At 44.7% G+C, this 19,550-nt stretch carries 13 protein-coding genes and 1 pseudogene; 7 read left to right on the forward strand and 7 right to left on the reverse strand.

The features are described from left to right. Positions 1-1,037, forward strand: a 1,037-nt coding sequence (gene dxr / locus F6K49_RS25535; protein WP_293101153.1) for a 1-deoxy-D-xylulose-5-phosphate reductoisomerase, incomplete at its 5' end; no start/stop codon positions are given. A 685-nt stretch (positions 1,038-1,722) separates the two neighbouring features. Next, the gene (locus F6K49_RS25540; protein ID WP_293070863.1) at positions 1,723-3,309 is read left to right on the forward strand and encodes a glucose-6-phosphate isomerase; all 1,587 of its coding nucleotides are present in this window, start codon (positions 1,723-1,725) and stop codon (positions 3,307-3,309) included. Between the two features lie 104 nt (positions 3,310-3,413). Here the strand turns inward: F6K49_RS25540 and F6K49_RS25545 are convergent. Further along, positions 3,414-3,569: pseudogene (locus tag F6K49_RS25545) on the reverse strand (transposase); the annotation flags it as partial. Positions 3,570-4,298: 729 nt separating this feature from the next. Between F6K49_RS25545 and F6K49_RS25550 the strand changes: the two are divergent. Next, a complete protein-coding gene (locus tag F6K49_RS25550) occupies positions 4,299-5,963 on the forward strand; it encodes a thiamine pyrophosphate-binding protein (RefSeq protein ID WP_293070861.1) in 1,665 nt (554 codons plus the stop codon). A gap of 257 nt (positions 5,964-6,220) precedes the next feature. Beyond that, complete coding sequence (locus F6K49_RS25555) at positions 6,221-6,916, forward strand: response regulator transcription factor (RefSeq protein ID WP_293044618.1); 696 nt, start codon at positions 6,221-6,223, stop codon at positions 6,914-6,916. Between the two features lie 71 nt (positions 6,917-6,987). Here the strand turns inward: F6K49_RS25555 and F6K49_RS25560 are convergent, their stop codons facing one another. Beyond that, the gene (locus tag F6K49_RS25560) at positions 6,988-7,479 is read right to left on the reverse strand and encodes a low molecular weight protein-tyrosine-phosphatase (RefSeq protein ID WP_075897510.1); all 492 of its coding nucleotides are present in this window, start codon (positions 7,477-7,479) and stop codon (positions 6,988-6,990) included. A gap of 171 nt (positions 7,480-7,650) precedes the next feature. Here F6K49_RS25560 and F6K49_RS25565 point away from each other — a divergent pair, with 171 nt between their 5' ends. Beyond that, positions 7,651-9,042: an SGNH/GDSL hydrolase family protein gene (locus F6K49_RS25565; RefSeq protein WP_293021558.1), complete on the forward strand. Its 1,392-nt coding sequence runs from the start codon at positions 7,651-7,653 to the stop codon at positions 9,040-9,042. 112 nt (positions 9,043-9,154) lie between these two features. On the opposite strand, the gene F6K49_RS25570 is transcribed toward F6K49_RS25565, so the two are convergent. The 3 genes from F6K49_RS25570 to murC form a co-directional block, all read right to left on the reverse strand. Beyond that, complete coding sequence (locus F6K49_RS25570) at positions 9,155-9,508, reverse strand: YbaB/EbfC family nucleoid-associated protein (protein WP_293021557.1); 354 nt, start codon at positions 9,506-9,508, stop codon at positions 9,155-9,157. A 459-nt stretch (positions 9,509-9,967) separates the two neighbouring features. Next, positions 9,968-10,954 (reverse strand): UDP-N-acetylmuramate dehydrogenase, encoded by a 987-nt coding sequence (gene murB / locus F6K49_RS25575; protein ID WP_293021556.1) that lies wholly within the window; start codon positions 10,952-10,954, stop codon positions 9,968-9,970. A 205-nt stretch (positions 10,955-11,159) separates the two neighbouring features. Beyond that, on the reverse strand, positions 11,160-12,704 hold the full coding sequence (murC, locus tag F6K49_RS25580; RefSeq protein WP_293021555.1) for a UDP-N-acetylmuramate--L-alanine ligase: 1,545 nt from the start codon (positions 12,702-12,704) through the stop codon (positions 11,160-11,162). A gap of 613 nt (positions 12,705-13,317) precedes the next feature. On the opposite strand from murC, the gene F6K49_RS25585 reads away from it, so the two are divergent. Further along, positions 13,318-14,331 (forward strand): type I glyceraldehyde-3-phosphate dehydrogenase, encoded by a 1,014-nt coding sequence (locus tag F6K49_RS25585; protein WP_293021582.1) that lies wholly within the window; start codon positions 13,318-13,320, stop codon positions 14,329-14,331. 217 nt (positions 14,332-14,548) lie between these two features. Here F6K49_RS25585 and F6K49_RS25590 read toward each other — a convergent pair whose 3' ends face one another. Then, positions 14,549-17,230 (reverse strand): AAA family ATPase, encoded by a 2,682-nt coding sequence (locus tag F6K49_RS25590; protein ID WP_293101159.1) that lies wholly within the window; start codon positions 17,228-17,230, stop codon positions 14,549-14,551. Then, a complete protein-coding gene (locus tag F6K49_RS25595) occupies positions 17,227-17,664 on the reverse strand; it encodes a hypothetical protein (protein ID WP_293101163.1) in 438 nt (145 codons plus the stop codon). The genes F6K49_RS25590 and F6K49_RS25595 overlap by 4 nt, the downstream gene beginning before the upstream one ends. Before the next feature lie 655 nt (positions 17,665-18,319). On the opposite strand from F6K49_RS25595, the gene hemB reads away from it, so the two are divergent. Next, complete coding sequence (gene hemB / locus F6K49_RS25600; protein ID WP_293021541.1) at positions 18,320-19,342, forward strand: porphobilinogen synthase; 1,023 nt, start codon at positions 18,320-18,322, stop codon at positions 19,340-19,342. Positions 19,343-19,550: the final 208 nt, after the last annotated feature.

A 19,550-nucleotide genomic window follows, 5' to 3' on the forward strand; every position in this document is an offset into this window, starting at 1 on the left:
ATCAAGAGAGATTGCCAGAACTCAAAGCAGCAATTGCTGACCTTGACCCCCAACCTATCCTCCTAGGGGGCGAAGCTGGAGTGGTAGAAGTGGCACGCTATGGTGATGCCGAAGCTGTAGTTACTGGCATTGTCGGCTGTGCGGGTTTGTTGCCTACTATTGCTGCTATTGAAGCGGGTAAAGACATTGCTTTAGCGAATAAAGAAACTCTAATTGCAGGTGGTCCAGTGGTACTACCCTTAGTGGAAAAACATGGTATTAAGCTGCTACCAGCTGACTCAGAACATTCGGCAATTTTTCAGTGTCTTCAGGGAGTTCCAGCAGGGGGATTGCGGCGGATTATCCTAACCGCATCCGGGGGGGCTTTCCGAGATTGGTCCGTAGACAAGTTAGCTTCAGTGAAGGTGGCTGATGCCCTCAAGCATCCCAACTGGTCCATGGGACGTAAAATTACTGTAGACTCTGCCACCCTGATGAATAAGGGATTGGAAGTGATTGAGGCTCACTTCCTGTTTGGCATGGATTATGACCACATCGACATTGTGATTCATCCCCAGAGTATTATTCACTCCTTGATTGAACTACAAGATACTTCAGTATTAGCTCAGTTAGGTTGGCCAGATATGCGCTTACCTTTACTCTATTCCCTGTCATGGCCGGAGCGGATCTATACCGATTGGGAACCACTAGATTTGGTGAAAGCTGGTAATTTGACTTTTAGGGAACCGGATCATCAGAAATATCCCTGTATGAACATCGCTGATGCCGCTGGTCGGGCTGGGGGGTCGATGCCAGCGGTATTGAATGCAGCGAATGAACAGGCAGTTGCCCTATTCCTAGAGGAGAAAATTGGTTATTTGGATATTGCTCGTTGTATTGAATCTGTATGCGATCGCCACCAAGCTGATAACTGTTCCAATCCTTCCTTAGACGATATCTTGGCAGCAGATCAATGGGCAAGACAGGAAGTTTTAGCTGCTAGTAAGTTGCTCCGGGATTCGATCACTTTCCCACAGCCTGTCCCTTCAACAAGTTGATTAGGTTCAAGACCTGCTCAAAAATCTAAAAAACGTTTTGGGAACAGTCGCGCATAGCCCCGACGCCAAGGGCTAGCTAAGTCGGGGTAGTTTACTAGGGGACGCGCAAGTCGAAAGCCCCGCGTTTTTAAACCGGGGATGAAGACACGAGCGCGACTTTAGTCGCCGAGTTGACAATACTTTAGCGCTATAGTATAATTCAAGCATAGGGTACAGGCTGAAAAACCGTTCGCGTAGCGTCGCCTTTGGCGATGGCTGAGCCGGGAGAGAGACCCGTAACTTATTGACCTTAAAGTAGTAATGCCCGGAGGGTAGGGAAAGTCCTCCTTAAAAACCCAACCATCAACTAAAAATTGGTGTGTGAACCCAGCAAGATAACACTTTGAAAAAAAATGGTACGGCGGGGCACGCCGAAACCAAGTGAAACAGGGAAGCAACGGACTTTATAAGGCACTTCTCAAAAAGTAACTAAACGCCTAAGGAGACCAGCCCGCTGGGTATGCACGTAAACTGAACTAGAATCTTGGTCTTGACGGGATATTGGTTTAGGTATTGCCGCAAGGATACGGAGGTTCAAGGCCGGTCGTAGATCTAGGAATCCCCGCGTCTTTAGACCGGGGAGTGTCAAGCTATGTGCTTGCCTTAAACTTGTGAGTGGACAATAAAAGAAGTTGGAGAGCTACTTATGGACGCCGCTGCACTCTGGCAACGCTATCAGGATTGGCTTTATTACCACGAAGGATTAGAGATTTACCTCGATATCAGCCGTATGGGGTTTGATGATGCCTTTGTGGAGGCGATGCTGCCTAAGTTTGAAAAGGCATTTAAGGATATGGATGCCTTAGTCAACGGTGCGATCGCAAACCCTGATGAAAACCGCATGGTCGGTCACTACTGGCTAAGAGACCCGGACTTAGCCCCAACTCCAGAACTCCAACAAGACATTGTCAACACTCTCGAAAAGATTGAAACCTTTACCCAAAATGTCCACACGGGTGCCATCCATCCCCCTAGGGCACCAAAATTTACTGATGTTCTTTCCATTGGTATTGGGGGTTCTGCCCTTGGTCCTGAGTTTGTCGCTGAAGCCCTTGCGCTAGACTCTCCTCCTTTAGCTATTCACTTTATTGACAATACTGACCCAGCTGGCATTGATACTGTCCTGACCCGACTCCAAGACCGATTGTCTAGCACTCTGGTATTAGTCATCTCCAAATCTGGGGGAACACCAGAAACTCGTAACGGCATGGTGGAAGTTAAAACAGCCTACGAGTCTCAGAATCTAGACTTTGCTTCCCAAGCTGTGGCCATTACGGGTGTTGGCAGCAAACTAGATCAATTGGCGAAATCCGAAGGTTGGCTAGCCACCTTTCCCATGTACGATTGGGTAGGAGGACGTACCTCTGAAATGTCAGCCGTAGGACTACTTCCAGCTTCACTACAAGGGATTGATATCCGTCAGATGCTGGCTGGTGCTAAAGATATGGATAGCGCTACCGGTAGCCCCCAGCTCAAAAGCAATCCAGCCGCCTTACTTGCCCTATGCTGGTACTTTGCTGGCAATGGCAAGGGGGAGAAAGATATGGTCATGTTGCCTTACAAAGACAGTCTATTGCTATTCTCCCGCTACTTACAGCAGCTGGTAATGGAATCTCTAGGTAAGGAAAAAGACCTAGATGGCAATACGGTTTATCAGGGCATTGCAGTTTATGGTAACAAAGGCTCAACGGATCAACATGCCTACGTACAGCAACTTCGCGAAGGTGTTCCCAATTTCTTTGTCACGTTCATTGAAGTCTTAGAAGACCGACAAGGGAAGTCTCCAGAAGTAGAACCTGGTGTAACTACGGGAGACTATCTATCAGGTTTATTACAAGGTACTCGGCAAGCGTTGTATGAAAATCAACGGGATTCCATTACCGTAAGCATTCGTCAGGTCAATGCTAGAACCGTGGGGGCATTGATTGCCCTGTATGAACGTGCTGTTGGTCTTTATGCATCCTTGGTAAATATCAATGCCTATCACCAACCTGGGGTAGAAGCGGGTAAAAAAGCCGCCGCTGCCATTCTAGATTTACAGAAAAAGGTGATGGAGGTACTACACCAGGAAAGTGCTGCCATATCTGTTTCGGAGTTAGCTGAGAAAGTGGGAGCCCCTGACCAAATTGAAGGGATTTACAAATTGCTGCGTCATCTGGCTTATAACCAGCGGGGTATTGTCTTAGAAGGGAATCTGGGGCAGCCAAGTAGTCTAAAAGTTTCTGCTGTATAAGCTAATAGATATTTCACCTTTTTTGTTGACAGTTGACCGGAACCGCTATCCTTACCCGTTATTCAGGACGGGGAAGGATAGCGGGCTACCGCTAGGGAGCAACCTTAGGTTGCCTCCGGTCGCTTTTGGTTTTGGATGTACTCCTTAAGCACCTCAAGGGGTACCCCTCCGACAGAAATGCAAAAGTAGCTTGGGCTCCATAACCCATCTAAGGATGGCTTCTTGTGTCCAGCTTGGTTGTACTTTCGACGCTTACTCACCTTTGAGAGACGTTAGGCTTCTCTAGTCAACCCAAGAAACTTGCTAGAATAGAAAGCTTGACGCTCCCCACCCTTTAGAGGGATGGGGATTCCTAGATCGACGAATCACCTTAAACCGCCGAGTTCCCATTTTGACGCCGTCAAAGACAGGACAGTAATTAACCAAAAATCCGTGAGCTTACTACCAAATTTCCAGTCAATTCACGACAGACCTAGAGGGCAATTCTCCCTAGGCGTTCGGATACTTGTTTGAGAGTGCCGAAGATTCTGTTTCCCTCTCTTTCTCCATGTTCCGGTGCGCCCCACCGTACATTTTCTTGAAAAGGTTTGCTTTACTAGGTTCACACGCCAATTGTTAGTTGACGATTGGGTTTTTAAAGAGGATTTTCCCTGGCCTCGGAGCATTACTACTTTTTAGGCGGTCGAGCGTGGACTCCACGGATTTATATTGTCTCGTCCTAACGGTTTTTCAGCCTGTACTCTACTTTAGGATACACGACCCAGAACGAAAATTCCGGATACCACAAAAATTAATTTGGTCAACTCCGTACCTACGTTGACCCACCTTACATCCCCACCTTAAGAAGGATGGGGTATTACGGCGCTCCATGAAATAATAAATTATATCTAAAATGTAACGTTTTTTACACCCAAAAATGTAACGTTTTTTAAAATTTTGGTTACAATGCTGGCCATAAAGGTAGCTTAATTAAAGAGGTCAGAGGTGCAATGGCTCAGTCTGATGTAGTAACTGTCGGTCAATACCTTACTCAACGGCTGCAAGCCGCTGGTGTCAAGCATATTTTTGGCGTAGTGGGAGATTACGTCCTGGGTCTGATGGATGTCTTGCTAGAGAGTTCTGTAGAGTTAATCTACACCTGTAACGAACTCAATGCCGGATATGCAGCTGATGCCTATGCCCGCCTTAATGGTGTTGCTGGGTTGTGCGTTACCTATAATGTTGGTGGACTTAGTCTAGTGAATGCGGTGGCGGGTGCCTACGCTGAGCTAGTCCCCCTGATCGTGATTAGTGGAGCACCTAACAGTTCCCAGCGGCAGCAAAAGTTACTGCTACATCACACTGCTGGTAATTACAATCTACAGCTGGAAATTTTTGAAAAAATTACAGTGGCAGCCGTGAGGCTTACCAGCCCTAGTCAAGCGGCAAGGCAAATCGACCAGACTATTGCTGCTTGTTTGCGCCACCGGAGACCTGTATACATTGAAATTCCCTCAGACATAGTCAATCAACCTTGTCCTGTTACTGGGGAACGTGACTTACCAGAAACCCCAATTATGGATATCAACGCTTTATCAGAGGCAGTTGAAGAGGCTGTAAGTTTGCTAGAGCAATCCCAGCATCCCGTTATTATAGCTGGGGTTGAACTCCACCGCTACGGTATAGCAGACCAACTTACCCACCTGCTGGAGGAGACGGGATATCCCTTCGCTACCACTCTGTTAGGCAAGTCAATCCTCTCGGAAAGCCACCCACAATTCATTGGTAGCTATGCAGGAGCGTTCAGTCAGGAGTATGTACGCCAACGAGTTGAAACAGCCGACTGTATTTTATGCCTGGGTGCCTTCATGTCAGACATTAATCTGGGTGCTTTCACTGCCCAACTGCCCGAAGAGCGATTAATCAACGCTAATTCTGACAAAGTCAAAATCAAACACCACTTCTATTCTCCAGTGTATCTACCGGATTTCATGGCTGGTTTAACTGCCAAACTTCAGAAGAAAAAATCTGATGTCTTGGATATCAAGCCAGCTATAGAGTCTTTGTCTAAACGCTTTGAGTCACAACCTGAGCAAAAGCTAACCAACGCCAGATTCTATGAGCGGATGACTCACTTTATTGATGATGAGTCAATCGTGATTGCTGAAACTGGTGATGCTTTAATTGCTACCGTTGATTTGGTACTCCAAGGAGACAGCGACTACATTGGACAGGCCCTTTACACATCTATTGGCTTCTCAGTTCCTGCCTGCCTAGGAGTCGGTTTGGCTGTTCCTAACCGTAGACCGATTGTGTTTGTCGGTGATGGTGCCTTCCAGATGACCTGTCAGGAACTTTCTACGATTATTAGGCATCAACTTAACCCGATTATCTTCTTAATTAATAATGACGGGTACACTATTGAGCGGGCTATCCATGAAGGCTCGTACAACAATATTCAACCTTGGAAATATCATCAGTTACCCAAGGTTTTTGGCAATAGCTGGAGTTGCCAAGTGCGTACTGAAGGTGAGTTAGAACAAGCCTTAGAACAGGCAAAAGTTAACCATAATACTGTCTCCTTTATCGAAGTTCATTTAGATCGCCTCGATTGCTCTGATGGTGTCAAGCGCTTGGGGAAAGCCTTAAGTGCTATGCAAGGATTATCAGACTAGTAGCTGCTCTAGGCCAGAGGGGGGCTGACTGACTAATTAATCACAAGGGTGCTTCTTTCAGCAAGCCTAAGCTATGTTGTTGTCTAGGTATCTATATTAATTTTACCAGGCAACTCCTATCTCCAGACAGTTCTGATTGAGCTGGCGTCGCCTTTCGGCGACGCTACGCGAACGAAGTATTTTTGGTAACCAATTGAGCACCAGATGACCTAGCTTAAGAGTAGGTTTGTTCTAAATGTCAGTACTATAGTTATCCCATGCCATTGATTATTCTGGTTGCAGATGACGACCTGGGCACTCGTCTGTCTGTAAGCGATTATCTGGAAATGTCAGGTTATTCAGTTATTACTGCTGAAAATGGTCAGCAAGCGCTGTCTATGATTGAGACTTATCACCCTCACCTTCTGGTTACAGATATTAATATGCCGCGAATAGATGGCTATGAACTGGTGAGAAAAGTGCGTCAGAAGCCCCCATTGCGGTTGTTACCTGTTGTATTTTTAACCGAACTCAATAGCACCAATCAACGCATCAAGGGTTATCAGTCGGGGTGTGATGTCTACCTACCTAAGCCCTTTGAGATGCAAGAATTAGGTGCAGTCATTCAAAGTTTGCTAGTGCGATCGCAAATGATTCATACGGAGTTACGATTCTCATCACCACAGACTACAAAAGAGCCGGTTGATAAACCGGCATCTAGATCAATCAACTCCGTAGAGATTAATCATCAATCAGGGAATAATACCCAAGCTCATGCTCTACAGCTGACCGAGCGGGAACAGCAAGTATTGAATTTACTGGCTACAGGTTTATCCAATGTCGAAATTGGTAACCAACTACACCTGAGTCCCAGGACAATCGAGAAGTACGTTAGTCGTCTGTTCAGAAAAACTGATACGAGTAACCGAGCCGAACTCTTACGATTTGCCTTAGAACACCATTTAATCAAATGAATTCATCCAGTTAACCGCCAATGGCATAAAAGCTAAGTTCACCATTGGCAATTAGTAGTAGTTGGCAGTTTTTAGTTTTGCCTAGTCTTGGTGTAATTGTCAACAACGTGTTCCAGCAGACCTTCGCAAGCGTCTAGCAGTAAATCAATCACCTTATTAAAACCCTCTGGTCCACCGTAGTATGGATCGGGGACTGAGCGCTCGGTGTGATGACGGGCAAAATCACACATTAGCCTTACTTTATCTTTATACTTCCCAGCTGGATCAAGAGAGATAATATCTTCGTAGTTTTGCTGATCCATAGCTAAAATCAGGTCAAATTCTTCCAAGTCAGACCGATTAAACTGCCGTGCTTTCCCCTGGAGTACAATCCCCCGACGTTTGGCAGCTGCTGTCATACGCCGATCCGGGGGAGAGCCAATATGATAACTGGAAGTACCAGCGGAATCGCCGACAATTTGGTCAGAAAGATTTGCTTGTGCTATCAAGTGATTCATGATGTTCTCAGCTGAGGGAGAACGGCAGATATTACCAAGGCAGACAAAGAGTAACTTGCAGGGCATGGGTATATTATTTGGTCAACTACGAGCTGCGCCGTGTTAAGTTTAGCAACGAAATTGCTCTATGGGATAGTTGAACCCATGTGGTGGGATGTCGCTTCATGGTTCAATGTCTAGCAACGCAGTGATTTAAAGACACCAACTTGTAAAGGGATACCTCCTAATTTAACGGTTATGCAAGGAAGAGATTTACTATTTAAGTCGCGCCGTAGCCTTTACCGCAAGCGCCGCCGACGGTTTAACCTACTGACGATGCTCGCAGGGATAGTTCTAAGTTTGATGATTGTGGAATTGTTGGCTCGTTTATTAGTGGCTGCGGTCGGCAAAATTAATGAGATAGCTACCTACAAGGGGGCACCCAGAGATTTCACTGTTTACCGTCCCAAGTTCCTTGACCAGACACAGCAGCTTTATGATGGATTACCAGACCTTGGTGATCTAGCTGTCCAACGGGATCTAGCTGTAGGTTACAGTTTATTAGGGAAGCAACAGAGTGATTTCTGGCGCATTAATGAGCAGGGTTTCCGGGACGACGACCCCGTTCCCTTGGTCAAACCCAAAAATGAAATTCGGATTTTTTTGTTAGGTGGCTCGACAGCCTTCGGTCAAGGGAATGCCAATAATCAAGTTACCATAGCCAGCTACTTAGAAGCTCGTCTCAATCAACGGATAAAACAGCAAAGGCGTTCCCCACAGAAATACCGGCCAATGACCTTACCCCCCTCTGAACCGGAATTAAAGCAAGCACTTGCTCTGCCGCCAAAGATTCGAAATGGTAAGTATCGTGTCATCAACGCCGCAGTACCAGGGTATACCTCTGGCAATGCACTAGCTCAGTTAGCTCTCAAAATTTTACCTTACAGCCCAGACGCAGTAATAGTGTTGGGTGGATACACAGATTTGATCACCCCCAGTGACCAAAATTTAACAGATATTCCTAACACAGAAGCCTTCTTACAAAATGCGACTGGGCATTTTTGGACTCATCTCACCCAGCAGTTGAAGCATTTAGTTACAAAAACTTATCTCGCTAAAGCAATCACATACTGGGTCTTTGATCCTCAGCCGTCAGTGAGTCAGCGGTCTCTAGTGGTGAGGGGGGAGGTTATGCCACTGAAGAAGTATCTTCCTCAGAAATCCGATGAACTGGAACGTCGATTGACGCGCTATCGCAATAACCTCAGACATATGCTGCGTTTAACAGCAGGACAGGGAATTCCTTTACTAGTTGCTGTCCAACCAGAAATAACTGGTCGTGGCAACAAAACGATCAAACCAGCAGAAAAGGAAATTTTGCAGCAGTTAGGAAAAGTTTACCAAAAACAAGTGCAAGCCAATTATCCCAAATTGGTGGTAGCGGGTCAGCAACTGGAGAAAGGCTTTCCCAAAAATATCAAGGTTCTCAACTTGTACACAATTTATCAAAACTTTCCCGAACTCGCCTTTAATGATGCCATTCACTTGACAGAAGCAGCCAATATAGAGGTGGCTAAGAGCTTATATTATGGACTTACGTCACTGCCAAAGCTACAGGTAGCTTCGTTTTACTCAAATATTGATAAATAGTCAGGCATTAATGGGATATTCGGCATGAGGTTTGGAACCATTGAGAATGATTAATTTCCTCATGCCTCTAGTTTTTTCCTACGGAATCCCGAGCGGGGATTGACCGATCAGGTTATAAACCTGGCAAATTTAACCCACTGGTAAGTTGTTCCATGCGTTCCCGCATAGTGGCTGTGGAGGTCTCATAGGCATTTTTCATGGCTGCTAACACCAGTTCAGATAAAACCTCAGCTCCTTGATTGATAGCATCCTCAGAAATCTCTACACGTAGGGGTTCCTGATTGCCACTGAGAAACACCTTCACCTTACCGTCTTCCCCTGATGTTCCCTCAATTTCCATTTGCTCCAACTGATCCTGGAGCTCTTTGGCACCCTTTTGAACTTCTTGAGCTTTTTTGAACGCTTCGGCTAGTTCTTTCATCTTGCCGAGACCGAGACCAAATCCTTTTCCTTTGTCTTGTGTCATAAAAAATCCCAGTTAAGTTTAGAAACCCCATGTCTAATGACCGGGGATGAAAAACAAACATCAAGCGCGGTTTGAACCGCTGCCCAAGTCGGCACGAAGTCCAGTCCATGGGCAACGGGTGCGCTGACATTAGAAATCCTGTGCTGATTTACCTTTATCTATTGTGTATCTATCGTGTATCTATTGTGGTGCTATTGGAATTTTCCTCACCTTAACAGCAATAGGAAATAGGGGAATAAATTCCCGGTGTCGTTATTCATACATGGGCTGAAGCGATATAGTTAACTTCCTGCCGTTCTTTTCTAGTTTAGCCAAGCACAAATATAAACTAAAAATTGATCATGTTGGTGATCAGCTTGGTGATCAGCTTGGTGATCAGCTTTGAACTGATTCCCCAACAGGATCGGTTTTGGGATATCCACTGGAACCATAGCAGGGGATAAATCCCCTCGCTAGTTTTTATCCCTGCTCTAAAGACATAGGGCTTTCAACTGCTAGTTTTTTGGTAAAATCACCTAAAATCCTCACTTCAGGCTCTAACCACAGTGACCAGTGCTTTTCTACTTGCTCCTGTATATGGTGGATCATGCGGAAGATATCGCTAGCCTTAGCATCACCACAGTTCAGTATAAAGTTGGCATGGCGTTCAGCTATTCTAGCACCACCAATTTGGTAGCCTTTTAGACCAATTTGTTCAATTAGCCAACCAGCAGCATAGGGGTCAGGGTTGCGGAACACACTGCCACAGCTAGGTAGGTGGTAAGGTTGGGTAGTGTGTCGTCTTGCCAAATGCTCCGATGTCAGTGAGCGCACCTGTTTTGGGTCAGCACCTGGTTTTAACTGAAATGTGGCCTGGGTGACTATGCGATCGCTACCTTGAAGGATTGAGGTGCGATAGCTAAAGCCTAGGTCTTCGCTACTGAGTTGCGCCATTGAGCCATCAGGAGATAGAACATCTGTATTAAACAGAAGATCAGCTGTGGAACTTTTGTGGGCACCAGCATTCATCACCACAGCACCACCAACAGTTCCAGGTATGCCCACAGCCCACTCTAGCCCTTCCCAGCCTCGTTTGGCAGCCTGCCATGCTAGACTGGCAATCGGTACACCAGCACTGGCGGTAATTCTGCCTGTATCTGCATCAAAGTGAGTATGGCGCAGATAGCGAGTACAAATTACCAAACCCGGCAAACCGATATCGCTGACTAGAAGGTTGGAACCCGCCCCTAACAGGGTTAGGGGTAATTTTTGGGAGTGAGCCCACTGGAAACTAGCTTGTAGGTCTTCTAGGCTCCGAGGGGCGACGTACCACTGAGCTGGACCTCCCACACGAAATGAGGTGAGTTTGGCTAAGGATACCTGGGACTGAAGTGGACAATTGGTTCCTGGAATATACAACTGTAACTGGGAAGGAGTTTTTTTCTGGGTTAGCACGCTAGTTATCATCAGGAAAATCAGGGTAGAGATTCGGATCTACACGCAATGAGAATAATGCCGATCCGTTTTTGGCAGTGAAATTGGCTGAAGTTGCTAGGGGGTAGAATACCTAGAAGAGTTTGTGGAAAGTTGATTCACGAATATCATCGAGACTTGAGATCATACTGACCTTCTCTTACGGTCTATAGTTAAAATTCCCTAGCTTGATTCACAATTATTGATGCTTTCGGGCTAAACTTTGGTTAACTAAGCCGTCATGCTGTTGGTAAAACCCCATTACCTTAGGAATAATCTGATTCAGATTACCGGCTCCCAAAAATAGGGCTAAGTCCCCAGGACAGAGAATTTGGTTCAGAAACTCTACCACTGATTCGAGAGTTGGTTTGTAATGTACATCCTTATGGTTAGATGCGATCGCCTGATAAAGGTTTTCCCCACTAATTTCTCCTAAATCTGGTTCCCCAGCACTGTATATATCACTGATAACCACCAAGTCAGCGTTACTAAAGGAAACACTAAACTCGGGGAGAAACCTCAGGGTACGACTATATCGGTGGGGTTGGAAAATTGCAATTATTCGCTGATCAGCGTTGACCTGGATTCTTGCGGCAGCTAGGGTTGCCTTAATTTCACTGGGGTGGTGAGCATAGTCATCCACAAAACTAATATCATTGCACCTGCCCCGCAGCTCAAATCGGCGTTTGGCTCCCTCAAAGCTAGCGATCCCCAAGGCAATTGCCTCAAACTCCAACCCCAAATTTCGTCCTACTGCTACTGCGGCTAGGGCATTGCTGAGATTATGTTTGCCTAGCAATTTCAGCTCCAACCGACCTAAAACCTGATTGCCTTCCCAAACTCTGGCGGTAGTGCCATTAGCTTCATAAGTTACATCATCAACGCTATAGTCGGCCCCCATATCTCGCCGTAGACTATAGCTGATATTCGGTTTTAGTTGCGATCGCACTGTCTCGCAATCAATACATCCCACTAACTTCTTACAGCGCTTGGCGAAAGCCTGGAATATTTCAACAACCTCCTCTAACTTCTGGTAATGGTCTGGATGATCCAGCTCAATATTGGTTACTACACCAATCTCGGCGGAGAGCTTAACCAACGAACCATCGGATTCATCAGCCTCAGCAACCAGTAATGGTCCATTTCCCAGCCTGGCATTACCACCGATAGCATCCACCTCACCACCGATAATCATGGTGGGGTCACAACCGGCTTGCCACAATAGATACCCGATCAAACTACTGGTTGTAGTTTTCCCATGAGTTCCAGCGACTGCTATACTGTAATAGTCTTCAATCAACGCCGCTAGTAAATCTGAGCGATGGAAAATTGGGCAACCTAGCTTTTTTGCTGCCTGGTACTCAGAGTTCAATGGGTTAATTGCTGTGGAACAGATAACTTGAGGCAAGCCTAAACAGGGGTCAGCTACAGATATAGTCGGACTTGATTGTGAGATTTCTGTGAGCGCTTTTGGATTCAAACTCGTGCTAACCCTTTTAGCTGCTACGTCTTCACAAGCTGGTGCGTTCCTGGATTGGAAAAATTCTAAGTTGGCGGCACACTGCTGTTTGAAGATATGAGCACCTACTGCTTGCAAACTTTGCGTGATATGCGTTGTCCGAGTATCTGAGCCGGATACTCGGAATTGGCGTTTTGCTAGGATGTAGGCAAGAGCTGACATCCCAATTCCGCCAATACCAATGAAATGAAATGGTTTATTACTGAAATCAACAGTCTTTGGCATTTTAACTCCTTACACACCACACCGCACACGCCTAATTTGCCAATAACACGCGCTATCATATCAGGAAAAATAGAGATCGAGGAATAATTTTTGATAAATAAGTACATCTGTACTGTCAAACAGGACAATAATACCTTAAGTTTGATAACGTAACTGTTACATAACTGATTTTTGAGTACCTAGATTATTGTCGTATATATTACACGTCAACCAGACTTCTCAATCCGGAAAAACGTCCCAAGACCCATAAACACCCATAAAATAGCAGTAAAGCAGAGCTAGTGGTAATTTTTTGACTTATCTCTATCACTGCCTCCTTTGGGGGTAATGGACCTACATACCAAACTAATCGGTTGAGACTGGTTAGGGGAGAGGGGTTTGGGGATGGTGTGAGTAAAATCAGGTTGCCGAGGCAATATCAGATCTGTGCCATCCCCAGAGCGGACTCTCCTGCCAAAACTTCCAGCTTTAGGGTAAAGTATACCCATCTGGTTTAAAAACGAGTACATCAAACCACATAAGTTCAGTAAAAGTTTCAAATTGTTTCAGCCTTTGCGATATTATTGGGATCATTAAGAAAATATTTACTTTGAATTACAGAGGGCAAGAAGTAGTGATTAGAGTAGCGATCAATGGTTTTGGACGCATCGGACGCAACTTTATGAGATGCTGGCTGACTCGGGAGAATAGCCAGTTAGATATAGTGGGAATCAATGATACCTCTGATCCCAAGACAAATGCCCATCTGCTCAAATACGACTCAATGTTGGGCAAACTTGATGCAGATATCAGTTGTGATGAAAATTCCATAACAGCTAATGGAAAAACTGTCAAGTGTGTATCCGACCGGAACCCCTTGAACTTGCCCTGGGACTCTTGGGGTGTTGACCTAGTTATCGAAGCTACTGGTGTCTTCCGAGATCAGGATGGAGCTGGCAAGCATATAGCTGCTGGTGCTAAGAAAGTGCTAATCACTGCTCCTGGCAAAGGAGACGTCCCCACCTACGTCATGGGTGTTAATCATGAAGACTACATCCACGAAGGAAATGACGTGATTAGCAATGCTAGCTGTACTACCAACTGTCTAGCTCCCTTTGCCAAAGTACTGCATCAACAGTTTGGCATTATCAAAGGAACAATGACCACAACCCACAGCTACACTGGTGACCAGCGGCTTCTTGATGCGAGCCACCGGGATGTACGTCGGGCTCGGGCAGCAGCGCTCAACATTGTCCCTACCTCTACTGGTGCGGCTAAAGCAGTAGCTCTAGTGATTCCTGAACTGAAAGGGAAACTCAATGGTATTGCTCTGCGGGTGCCAACTCCCAATGTGTCTATCGTTGACTTGGTAGTTCAAGTGGAGAAAAGTACCATTGCTGAGCAGGTCAATCAAGTGCTCAAAGAAGCAGCTGAAGGCCCACTCAACGGAATTTTGGCTTACGGCGACGAACCTCTTGTTTCCTGTGATTACAGGGGTCATGATGCTTCGTCAATTGTGGATTCTAGCTTAACTATGGTCATGGGTGGCGATATGGTTAAGGTTGTTGCCTGGTATGACAATGAGTGGGGCTACTCTCAGCGGGTTGTAGATTTGGCTGAGTTAGTTGCCCAAAAATGGTCGAATTAGTTGTTAGAGCCTAGTTCGTAAAGCAAGAGACTGGGGAAGAGTGTTGATTCGTGATGGTTCATTGTTTATTGAACCAATACGTTGAACTTATTCCCCTCTCTCGCTCTAAGTTATTGAATCTAAGTTATTGAATTTTAAAACAGCCCTGCCCCCTTAAGCGTTTCAATCACCTTCTTTGAAGGAGGGGAGAGGTCAATAAACCGTTAATAATGATCATCTAGATTCCTTGTCCAGCTCGACGAGCTAAAGCCATAATTTTTGGTCTGCCAACATTTTGGGAAAACCCTAATCCTAAACGAAATATTTCTGAAATGTAATAGTCATCCCCGTCAGCAATAATGACCCCATTTTGCTTAAGGAGGCTAATGTCTTCTGCAGATAAGCTAATACTTTCTAGTTGAAAAGGGCTTTTTTTCTGTACTTTAGGTAATTCACGTAATTTATTAAATACCGTTCTTAACGGTTCATTTTCGAGCTTTATTTCTTCAATTTTTTCTTTGCTGCATTCATCTAAACAATCTCGAATTGCTTTGGGAACTAGAATTCGATCTTGCCAATAATCATCATCAATGGAGTTTTCTGCCGCAATTTTAAGAAAACGCACTACATCCCTAGACTGAATTTGTCCATTGTAGTCAGATAATGCGGCAATGACAAACGGAGCAGAACGTGCTTGTCTAGAGCGATCGTTTCCTAGGTTTTTGCCCCACAAGGGTCTTAGACTTTCCGTCAGTTCTGCTTCATTCATATCTTGAAGTGCTGCATTCATATCTTGAAGTGCTGCTGACTCTAACTTTAACGGAATCTTAGCTTTATCGGCAACCCAAGCAACTAATCTCAATACGCTTTCTTCATTCCACTTTAAGGTATAAGGCTGATAGCGAGATTTCATTTGACCATAATTTTGACGGACAGAAGCAGTTAAAATATCTTGTCTGACAAAAATAATAATTCCTAAACAACGAAAGGGTTGTTGTTCCAGCCATTGAGGAACCTCTTGCAATAACGCTCGTAAAGCAGTTTGTTGATCGTCATTCTGAGCAAATTCTTGAAATAAATCTTCCAAGCCATCAATTACAGCTACTATCTTTTGTTTTTTCTCTGCTATATACTTAGGTAAATCGCGACCTTTACCTGTCATACCTAGAGTCTTGGCAATGACATCCAACCAGCGATCGCGCCATTCACCTTCATGTAATTCCCGTTGATATCCGTCCCGAATATAGTCCTTAATCTCACTGTCATCGACGGGAGGCGTCAACCCTATCTGTTCAGCACAATATTTCCGGACGTCATATACTATTTTTTTTGCTTTATCATGGAGATTAGTTGAAGCGATAATCGGTGCGATCAAGGCTGTGCTATCTACTGTAATGTCTACATTAGTTACTCCCACATCTTCTCTAAATTTTTGCCATTCTTTTCTGCGTATAATTTGCATAAAGGTATAAGTTTTTCCAGAACCTTTGGCTCCAATAACGACAGTGATTGGAATCTGGTTTCGATAATCATTAGCTAAGTTTTGCAAAGAATTAGTAACTAAAAAATCCTCAGTCTCAGCACGCTCTGCATAAATCATTTTCTCTGCTATATCTCTCAATCTTTCTCTTTGAGACTTTAATAAAATTATAGGTTCATCTGGTGGATTGGATGTATTTAAATTATCAGGCAGCCATTCCAATAAAGGATGTAGTAAATCAATTAATTGAGAACTTGCCAATTGCTGCCAAGCCTCTTGCCAAGAATTAGATAAAATCTGTAAACTATCAGTAAATTTGGTGGTAATTCTAATTGGTTCACTCTCTTCCCCTAGCAAGGGTTGAATTGCTTCTAAAATTGTTTGTTCTGATTCAATAACTAAACTTTTAGCTCTTTCATCTTGAGGGACTTTAGTCAAAATTAAAGCAGGGGAAGGGTCTTGCTCTCGCGTTGAGGGTGCTAGTTTAGCAATTAATTCTAAAAGCTTCGCAGTTCCGCTGATTGATTGTCCGCTTAACGTAGAGACAAAGATCCGATAGACTCGCGGATCTAAAATTAATCCTGCTGCTAATTCCGAGAGTCCTGCTCGCAAATCCACTAAAACAACATTGACTCCTAAGGCTTGTCCCAGACGAGCTAAACTATCCGTCAATATAAATGGGTTTTTATGGCCTTTAATTAGATGTTCTGGCTTAATGGCTAAACCAGTTAATCTGCTATTAACACGAAAGGAAGGTAATATATAGATTCCGTCTACTAAAGCATTCTGAAGTTTTTGGGTTGCTAACTCAATGGTTGGCTCTGCGTCTGGAGAAGGGTCTCCATGAATTAAGGCAATAAAATCGGCAAAACAAATAGGAGGAGAAGGCAGCCTAGATTCTAATAACCAACTAATTCCAGGAGCCTCTAAATCTCCATCAATTAAAAGAACGTTTTGCTTGGCCTTGATTAAAGCTTGTGCTAGGGCAAGAGCATGAGTTGTGCGACCGACACCACCTTTAAAAGAATGAAAAGCAACCACCGGAGGTAAATCATCTGGGAGGATATCCGGTGCTTGAAGCTTCTCAGTTCGTTGCCAAATAACAGTAGGTCTAGCTAGATTGGGGATAAGTTTAGGAGTTGGGGGTTCTTCCTCTGTTTCTTCTAAAATAATCCGTAAGGTGCGCTGATTGCCTTCAGCACTTTCGAGGATAATACAATCATTACCCTGTTGGCCATTGTCTTGGAATCGAGGATCGTAGATTTCCTGGAGCCATGTTTTGACTGAGCTTTGAGTGCCAGGACGAATACCGAGAACTAATTCATCCCAATACCCTCTAGCCCAAACTAAGTCTTTTGGCCATTTCTCTTGCTCTTGCGATCGCAACAAGACTTCTTCTACATCTACCCAGGTGTACAATCGAATATCTGATGGAATCATCGGTTTATATTCTCCTCAATCCAATTACAAAGCTGATGGAGCCAGTCGATTAAGTATTCTTCATCTTCTGTCTTTATGGTAATGCCATATCGCCAAGCTTGATGAGCTGCTCCGATATTTCGACTCGAACCGCCACAGGCGAGATGAAACGAAGGAGTTGATTTGTTTTCAGTTTTGGTTTTAAAAGTAAGTTTACATGCATTAATGTTCAGCTCTTTACACCACATATCTAAGTTATGACCATAGTTTTTTATCGGATCTTGAAAGTATTTTGTGCTTCGTAAGTTGTTTCTTCTCAAGCAAATACTCTTGAGTCCACATTCCGCAGCATAAAACAGTAAAAGATAGGAAGAAGAACCAGTAACAGAGGTATGAGCTGCAAGATGCTTATGAAAAGCTTGTTTTAATTGACTTACACCAGCAGGTATCATCATCGAGTTTTATCGAATACCTTACGGTAGAACGGAAACTGTGATAGTTTAACTCGTTCAGTAAGTTCGATACAAGGGAATTTATTGGCGTTGAAATAACCTTTTGGTAGGTTTGAGGACAATCAGCCATCTCGATATTCTTGGGGTAAAGTTCGCCATGAGCTAAGGCGCACACGCTTGCGCGAAGGTCAAAGTTATCGGTTGGTACTATCCGACCAGCACTTTCTTACTTCCTTCTGATAGAAAGGAATTCGTCAATAACTCTAAATAACTCTAAATCCCTCTATATCACTCTACACCAATACAGCGGTTTGCAATTCATTTAGGTACAAAGTTTTGGGTTTTTAGGGAGCAGGGAGCAGGGAGCAGGGAATAAAGCACAAAATTTTCTGTGCCTGATAGTTATGCAAACCGCCGTAAGGTGCGTTATTAACGCACCCTACTAGCTGACCTCACGCCAGACCGATGACCGGATTATCCCTTACTCCCCTTAATCGACCACTCCCTTCATCCCTGACAACCTACCGTCACCAGTCAAGTCAACCAGCAAAATCAAAGTTTTATTGCGCAGAATAATTTTTGAAACAAAAATGCTTGATAATGAACTTCACGAATTTAACAGACTTAACTCAAGTTCACATCTACTACCGGATTCACTATGTCATTACCCAACTTGATTGACAAGTCAATAGCTTCCGACCAACTCCAATTAACCCATCGGCCTCGACGTCTGCGCCGTACAGCCGCCTTTCGTCGGATGGTTCAAGAGAATCAACTGACTGTTAATGACCTGATTTATCCAGTATTTGTGATGGAAGGTCAAGGTCTAAAACCAGAGGTTAAGTCCATGCCAGGCTGTTACCGCTATTCTCTGGACTTATTGCTAAAAGAAGTAACCGAGGCATTTGAACTGGGGATTAATGCGATCGCACTTTTCCCTCTGATTCCCCAAGACTTGAAAGATGCTACCGGTACTGAAAGCTACAACCCGGATGGATTAATCCAACGCACCATCAGAGCAATTAAGCAAGAAGTGCCAGAGCTAGTGGTGATTACCGATGTTGCCCTTGATCCCTTTTCCAGTGATGGTCATGATGGCATTGTCACCGAAGATGGCACTATCCTAAATGACGCCACCGTGGAAGTATTGATAAAAATGGCCCTATCTCAAGCTGCAGCAGGGGCAGATATGGTTGCGCCTTCCGACATGATGGATGGACGCATTGGTGCAATTCGCAAAGCTCTAGATAGTGAAGGCTACACTGATGTCGGAATTTTGGCCTATTCCGCTAAATACGCCTCCGCTTATTATGGTCCATTCCGGGATGCCCTAGATTCCGCTCCTAAATTTGGTGACAAGAAGACTTACCAAATGGATCCCGCTAACGCCCTTGAAGCCCTCAAAGAAATCGACTTGGATATCTCAGAAGGGGCAGACATGGTCATGGTTAAACCCGCTTTAGCCTATATGGATGTTATCCACCGGGTTAGACAGCATACTAATTTACCCGTTGCTGCATACAATGTTAGTGGTGAGTACGCCATGATTAAAGCAGCCGGTCAGAATGGTTGGATTGATGAGAAAAAAGTCATGATGGAAACCCTGACTAGCATGAAGCGGGCTGGTGCTGACTTAATTTTGACCTATTTTGCCAAAGAAGTAGCTAAAATCCTGCAGTAAGGCATTGAACCGTAGTTAGCGCTCAGCGGTCAGTTATCAGCAGTCAGCAGTCAGCAGTCAGCAGTCAGCGGTCAGCCGTTGGCCTTTGGTTGATAGCTGATACGCGACACACTGATAGCTTGTAACTGATCGCTGATAGCTGATCGCTGACCGCTGAATGCTTACCTAGGCTGTAGTCTGTAGACTATAGGGAACAACACAAGCAAGC

It is taken from the genome of Moorena sp. SIO3I6, assembly GCF_010672095.1.